Origin of the sequence: Gelidibacter sp., assembly GCF_035515035.1 — a bacterium.
Classification (GTDB): Bacteria; Bacteroidota; Bacteroidia; order Flavobacteriales; family Flavobacteriaceae; genus Gelidibacter.
This window is the reverse complement of sequence record NZ_DATJCA010000138.1, coordinates 1-6,359: the sequence shown is the minus strand read 5'-3', so window position 1 is coordinate 6,359 and position 6,359 is coordinate 1. Positions and strand designations below refer to the sequence as shown.

Here is a 6,359-nt window from a genome sequence, read left to right as displayed (position 1 = left end):
CCGGTATTCTAGCATTGATCTTGGTGACATCTTCTTTACTATGTATTTTACTGTCCAACAAAAAGATGAGATATAAGATCCCAAATGGGATAAGCAGACCTCCCACAAGAGCTCCTAAATAAACCACTCTTGATTTAGGGGAAATAGGCGTGCTACCTGTCAATGCATATTCCACCACTTTAATGGACGGCTCCGTAATCGCCAAATTAATTGCTGCCTCTTCTCGTTTTTGTAATAACAAGAGATACAAACTTTCTTTGATATGTTGCTGCCGATCAATGGCACGCAATAACTTTTCCTTTTCGGGAATCTGAGCCACCTTTCCACTAAACCTTTCGTTCCTATTCTCTAACTGTTGGCTAGAAGCTTCCAATTGGCTCACATAGTTATTTAGAGACCTATTAATATTAGCTTTAAGTTCCTCAACTTGGACAACCGCCTGTTTCACGATGGGATTATTGGCGCCACCACTGTTTAAAAATTTATCTCTGGTAAGTACGGCCGTATTATAGTTAGAAACCAACTCATTAATGCCTCCATTATTGATCCCAATATTAGTGGGTAGTAGATCAGAGTCTGTACTCTCTGTCAGTGATTTCTTTAATAATCGCGACAAAGCCAACTGGCTTTCTATTTGAAACACTTCTTCCTCAGACTTTGTGCGTTGTTCCAACCCCAATTCGGCATCTACTTTAATATCTACAAGATTATTGCGCTGTTTAAAATTTTGACGCCCCAGCTCGATAGAATCCAACTCTTGGGCTAAAAAGACAAACCGGTCGTCAATAAAATCCAGGGTACGTTTAGAAATCAGCTGCCGGTCGTTGATGCCATCATTATCAAACACCCCCATTAAAGTATTCACTATCTTTTCGGAAAGTTCTTTACTTTCGCCTTTAATGCTAATTTTCAACAAGTCACTTTGCTTCCCTACGGGTTCCACTGAAATACTGGATTTCAAACCTAATGTAGCGCTCTCAATCGGTCTAAAGGACACAATAAATGTTTTACCAATAAAATCTTTTTTTGTGCCTTGAGTTCCAAGATCAACTTCAAACGGCAAATCATGAGCCTTACTATAAGTGCTAAAGCCGTTAAAAGATGTGGAGGTTTCGCTGCCCTCATCTATAATCTCGAGTCCTTTATCTTTGAATTTTATCTTATAGGACAACCCTTTCAATATACTATCAGGCTGGATAATTTGTTTGAAGTCGAATGGTAAACTTTCCCTTTGAGTCGTTCTAATCGTCCCCTCCTCATAAAACCTAGTATTTAAATTCAACTCCCTAACCACCTGATTCATGATAATGTAGGAGGTTAAAATCTCTGTCTCATTTTCTAAATTGATACTTGATCGTTTAAATATAAAAGCCGCCGTTGGCAATTCCAAACCATCGGATTTATCCAAGACCTTGATTTTAGAATAGGTCTGATAAATCCGTGGTGCAAATCGTAGATAGACATAAGCACTTATTAGAGCGATCACCAAGCTTAACACAAACCAAGGCCAGTATCTTAAATAGCGTCCAATCTCTTGTTTCAAATCAAGAGAATCCTCGTCTTCAAACGTCTGTCCCTTATTAAAAGAATCCTCCATCATTATCGCGTCAATAAAATAGTTATACTTAAGACTAGAGAGATCACCGTAGCAACGGTCCCCACGTTTCCAATAAATCCGGACGATTTCACCTTAGGATTATTAGGATTCACCACAATCAGATCATTGGGCTTTATAAAATAGTATTCACTATTCATAAAGTCCGCGGAGGTTAAATCAATATGGGTCACTTTTCTGATGCCATCCACTTCTCTGGTCATGAGGATATCCCGGCGCTCTCCGTTAATGGTCAAATCGCCCGCTAAACCTAAAGCTTGCATTAAAGTCAAATTTTGATCGGTATAATTAAAAGTCCCTGGCCTTCCAACCTCTCCAAGAATAGTCACTTTAGCATTGATCAAACGCACATTTACTCGAGCATCGGAAAGATGACCTTCTGAAGTCAATTTATGTCTGATAAATTCCTCAAGTTCTTCGGTTGTTTTATTTGCGGTAGAAATGGCACCTAAAACTGGAAACACGATACTGTTATTTAAAGATACCACATACCCATCAAGCTGCATAATGTCCAAACTTGTTGACCTTTGACCTTGTGTGACGGTCTTATTATACGGTAGTGCCGCCTCGGGCGACAAGCTTTCAATGGTGATTTTTAAAATATCATTGGGCTGAATCTTGGATGCTTGATAGATAATAGCGCCAACGCCATTCGTATCAACATCCTGTAAATAGAGAATGTCTTTTTTTGTAGCGCAGGAATTTAAAAAAAGCAATGCCGATAAAAGCAATAGAATGTGTTTCATTAAAATATTCTTGAAATGTTTATACACTAAAAGGTTAAATACAGAGTATCTGCAAAAGTAAGGCGTTTTATTGAAAAATAACACCAAATCAACGGGTGTGTTCAGCAATTTTAGATTGGGATTTGTTTTTTAAAAGCCAATGGTAAACAAAAACGACGGAATACAATACGGTACCACTAGCCAGCAAAAGACATAATTGCAGGTGGATCTCACTGTCTTTAAATAATAACACCAACACAAATAATAGCGCATTGATCACCACAATACATGCTGTAGTCTGTTTATGGGAATAGCCGAGATCAACAAAGCGATGATGTAAATGGTTTTTATCTGCCCTAAACGGACTTCTCTTATGGATGACCGCACGAATGAAGAAAATCCGTAAGGTATCCAAAAGAGGAAAAAATACGATCGCCAAGGCTAAAATTGGAGCCGAATTATAAAAAGGTGAGGTTCGGTACACTTGGGCCTGACTGAGAAAGCGCACTACAAAAAAAGCAATCAAAAACCCAATGATCATAGACCCCGTATCCCCCATAAAAATCTTTCGCTTTTTAGAAAAATTAAAGCGTAAAAAAGGGACTAAAGAACCTATAGTGGCTACGGCAATAGTGGTCATGCTAACATCCTGGGTCTTCCAAAATAGAAAAGCAAAAGCGCCACAGGCAAACAATGCCAAACTTCCTGCCAACCCATCCACCCCATCAATAAGATTGTAGGCATTAATGATCAATATATACACAAATAAAGTAAATAGGACCGAAACAATGTAGGGTAAAGTAGTGATCCCAAAAATCCCAAAGAACCCAACAATACGAGTGTCCGTGAATATGATCAACACACCTGCCACTAACAATTGGGCCAAGAATTTGGTCCTTGGTGCTAACACTAACAGATCATCTTTAAGTCCTAAAAAGAAAAGCACCGTCAAGCCTCCCAAAAGCAACATTAATAGTTTAGTATCCAACAACCCACCAATAGTAGTGATCACCACGGCCAAACTAAAGAAGATGGCGATCCCGCCTAAGGTAGGGGTCTTTACAGAATGTGCACTTCGTGAGCCCGGTTCGTCCATCAACTGTTTAACTTGAGACACCTTTATAATGGTGGGGAACGTAAGCCACGAGACAATAAATGCCAAAACAAATGCCCACATTAACCAGATCCCCAAATAGTCTAAGGGATTAAAATAAGCAAGAAGTTCTTGAATCATGACTGCTGTATAGGTTTAACTATCAATAGATAAAATAGGGGGATTTGGCAAAGATACATTTTAAAGTATTAAAGTTCCCAATATTTTAGCTCGTAAAATCAGTCTATTTTCGGTGACGTATTACGATATGTTCAAAAATAACGCGCTTAACCACCCCATATTGACGCTATACATAAAATTATTTCACTTTTACTGAATATTATTTGGAAAACCACTATGGTGTTTGGCACGCCTATTTCTTGTTTCCACCTCCGCAAAAACTACGTGCGGCAATGCTTGTGTCTGGTTTCCCGCCTCCGCAAAAGCTACGGGCGGGCTTGTTCTTGTTTCGTGTTTCTTGGTCCTTGGCCCTTAGTTCTTATCTCCTAGTTTATTTCTTGGTCCATGGTTCATGGTTCTTGGCTCCCAATTTATTTCTTGTTTCTAAAAAAAGAACATGCAATGCTCCATTCCATAATACAAAATCAGCTACTTATATTTTTCTTCGTGCTTTTTGTAACTTCTTTGCGTTTTTTGTGAAATGCAACGTCGTTAATAAATCTTTAACCCGCCCATATCTACAGTCTGGATGAATTGCATTTGGGGAAGGAAAAGGCACATTCGGGTAGGTCGTTAATCGTTAATTGTTGTTCGTTCATTAGTCGAGTTGTCCGGCCTCATGGTTCTCGATTCCTGATGCTTCGGTCTTGGTCTTTCGTCTTTTTTCTGTTTTCTTTACTCTCACTCTCTCGCCTCTTTGGCCTCCCTCCTAAATCTTAATACTTAGTACTTAATTCTCTCCGATCCCCTCTAAAACGGTCGTCTTGGCAAATCCTTAAACCATTTATAGACAATCTCGTTGGTTGGACTTAAAATGACCATCGCCGTAATGACGATCACTTTTATATCGGTAATAAACGATTCATTAGCTTGATACCATTTTTCTACGTCACCTTTAAAGGGATAGATTTGGTTGGTATAAAATGCCCACGGATCCTCGCCTCTGTTTTTAACTTGCGTAATCAGGTCCTCTTCATCCCTAAAAATGATCGAGCCTATCCCGGTCAATCCAGGTTTTACATTATAGATCACGTCCTGAACGGCCTTGGGATAGGTTTCAAAACTAATCCGCATTAACGGGCGTGGTCCCACGACACTCATATCACCCTTAAAAATATTGATCAACTGCGGCAGCTCATTAATTTTACTTTTTCTTAAAAAACCACCCATCGGAGTGATGCGCGGATCCTTTTTGGTGGTCAGCACCCCGCCGGACATGTTTGGACTGTCCTTCAACATCGTAGCAAATTTCCAAATTAAAAACGGTTGGTTCTTGAACCCTACCCGTTCTTGCTTGTACCAGATATAGCCTTCCCCAGTAAGTTTTAATCCAATCATAATGGGGATCAATAACGGCGCTAAAATCACCAAGGCAATACCCGAGACCACAATATCGCACCCCCTTTTAAATAGTCTATACATAAATTACATTTTTTGGTCTAAACTCTTTCCGGTTTCAATATGCTCAAAATCCGGGAGATGTTGTTTTAACAAATCAACAATGGCTGTTTTATCATAATTTCCCGAGTCCATCAAGCTTTTTAAACCGAGAATCGTTTGATTGATCTCCCTTCGGGTCAATTTTTTGGCATTTTTTATAACCCCTAAACTCGAATAAGTCTCTTGATCCACAATATCGCTATCGGTATAAAATTCTTCGTAGAGCTTTTCACCAGAAGTATCCGTATCAAAAAAGTAAACCGGATAGGGATCGCCTTCTTTTGTGGTGAGTGCCTTTTGCTTGGCTTCCTCATCCGACTGGCACTCCACTATTGGTCTCTGCGAAGCTTTAAAGAAATCAATGGTGATGTCTTTAAAAAACGCCATTTGTTCTTCGGCTAATTTTGGAAAAAAGATGTCCCCCGACTTCCCAAGCATACATGCCAACATACAAATTTGGCCACTTTCCTCTGGCGATACAAAAAATCGTTTCACGTCTGACGGACAAGAAATAGGTTGATTTTGGAACAAACGTTCAATATACCCTGCCAATAAGGAACCGTTTGAGAAAGCCACATTCGCAAAGCGCGCCGTGGTGATCTGCAAGTCATTACTATACGCCATGATCACCTCTTCCATAAGCTTCTTACTGGCGCCCATCACATTCACCGGATTCGCGGCTTTATCTGTTGAGACACAAAAGAAATGCTCTGGTTGATGGTCCATTAACAAGTCTAAAAACGCTTTAGCCTTGAAGACATTATTATCGATCATCGCTTCAATGGAGTATTTGTCTTTTTCACTGCGCACGTGTTTGTGGGCCGCAAAATTGGCGACAATATGAAACGGCCCTTCCGCCTTAAACATTTTTTCAAAAACAGGATCTCCAAAACTCATAGGATAAGTTTTGAAATCTTCCGGCACAAAGGTATTAGCATCGGACCGCAAGGTACGGGTCAACTCCGTCAACCCGTTCTCGTTAGTATCTACCACATAAAGCTTTCCTGGCTTAAACTTTAAAATGGCCTTGATATACGAAGACCCAATAGTTCCGGCGCCTCCAATCACCAATACCGATTTACCTCCTATTTTTTTACTTAGAATAGCTGAATTAGCTTCAATATCCTTTTCAAAAAGACTCGTTTCTCTTTTTGTAATGTAAGTACTTATAAAATTTGGAATGTCTATGATGTTCATTTTGTATTTGTTTTTTGTTTATCTTTTTTTTTGAATTTTCAAAACATATATTTTTTGGGCTTGACCCCCTTCCTTTAGGAGGGGCTGGGGGAGGTCAATTCTGGCTTAA

At 39.5% G+C, this 6,359-nt stretch carries 5 protein-coding genes; all 5 read right to left on the bottom strand.

All coding sequences use genetic code 11. The features are described from left to right. Window positions 1-1,600: GumC family protein (locus VLZ86_RS11325; RefSeq protein ID WP_414652554.1), on the bottom strand; the 1,600-nt coding region annotated here is incomplete at its 3' end. Next, on the bottom strand, window positions 1,600-2,361 hold the full coding sequence (locus tag VLZ86_RS11320) for a polysaccharide biosynthesis/export family protein (protein ID WP_325451377.1): 762 nt from the start codon (window positions 2,359-2,361) through the stop codon (window positions 1,600-1,602). The genes VLZ86_RS11320 and VLZ86_RS11325, both read right to left, overlap by 1 nt. Window positions 2,362-2,449: 88 nt before the next feature. Further along, window positions 2,450-3,574 (bottom strand): MraY family glycosyltransferase, encoded by a 1,125-nt coding sequence (locus VLZ86_RS11315; protein ID WP_325451375.1) that lies wholly within the window; start codon window positions 3,572-3,574, stop codon window positions 2,450-2,452. A 789-nt stretch (window positions 3,575-4,363) separates the two neighbouring features. Further along, entirely contained in the window at window positions 4,364-5,035 is a 672-nt protein-coding gene (locus tag VLZ86_RS11310; protein ID WP_325451373.1) for a sugar transferase, read from the bottom strand. A 3-nt stretch (window positions 5,036-5,038) separates the two neighbouring features. Next, window positions 5,039-6,244 (bottom strand): polysaccharide biosynthesis protein, encoded by a 1,206-nt coding sequence (locus VLZ86_RS11305; protein ID WP_325451379.1) that lies wholly within the window; start codon window positions 6,242-6,244, stop codon window positions 5,039-5,041. Window positions 6,245-6,359 lie beyond the last annotated feature (115 nt).

Bases quoted from the DNA above. Each gene is read 5' to 3' on its own strand.
- VLZ86_RS11315 (WP_325451375.1), bottom strand. From the start codon at position 3,574: ATGATTCAAGAACTTCTTGCTTATTTTAATCCCTTAGACTATTTGGGG.
- VLZ86_RS11310 (WP_325451373.1), bottom strand. From the start codon at position 5,035: ATGTATAGACTATTTAAAAGGGGGTGCGATATTGTGGTCTCGGGTATT.
- VLZ86_RS11320 (WP_325451377.1), bottom strand. From the start codon at position 2,361: ATGAAACACATTCTATTGCTTTTATCGGCATTGCTTTTTTTAAATTCC.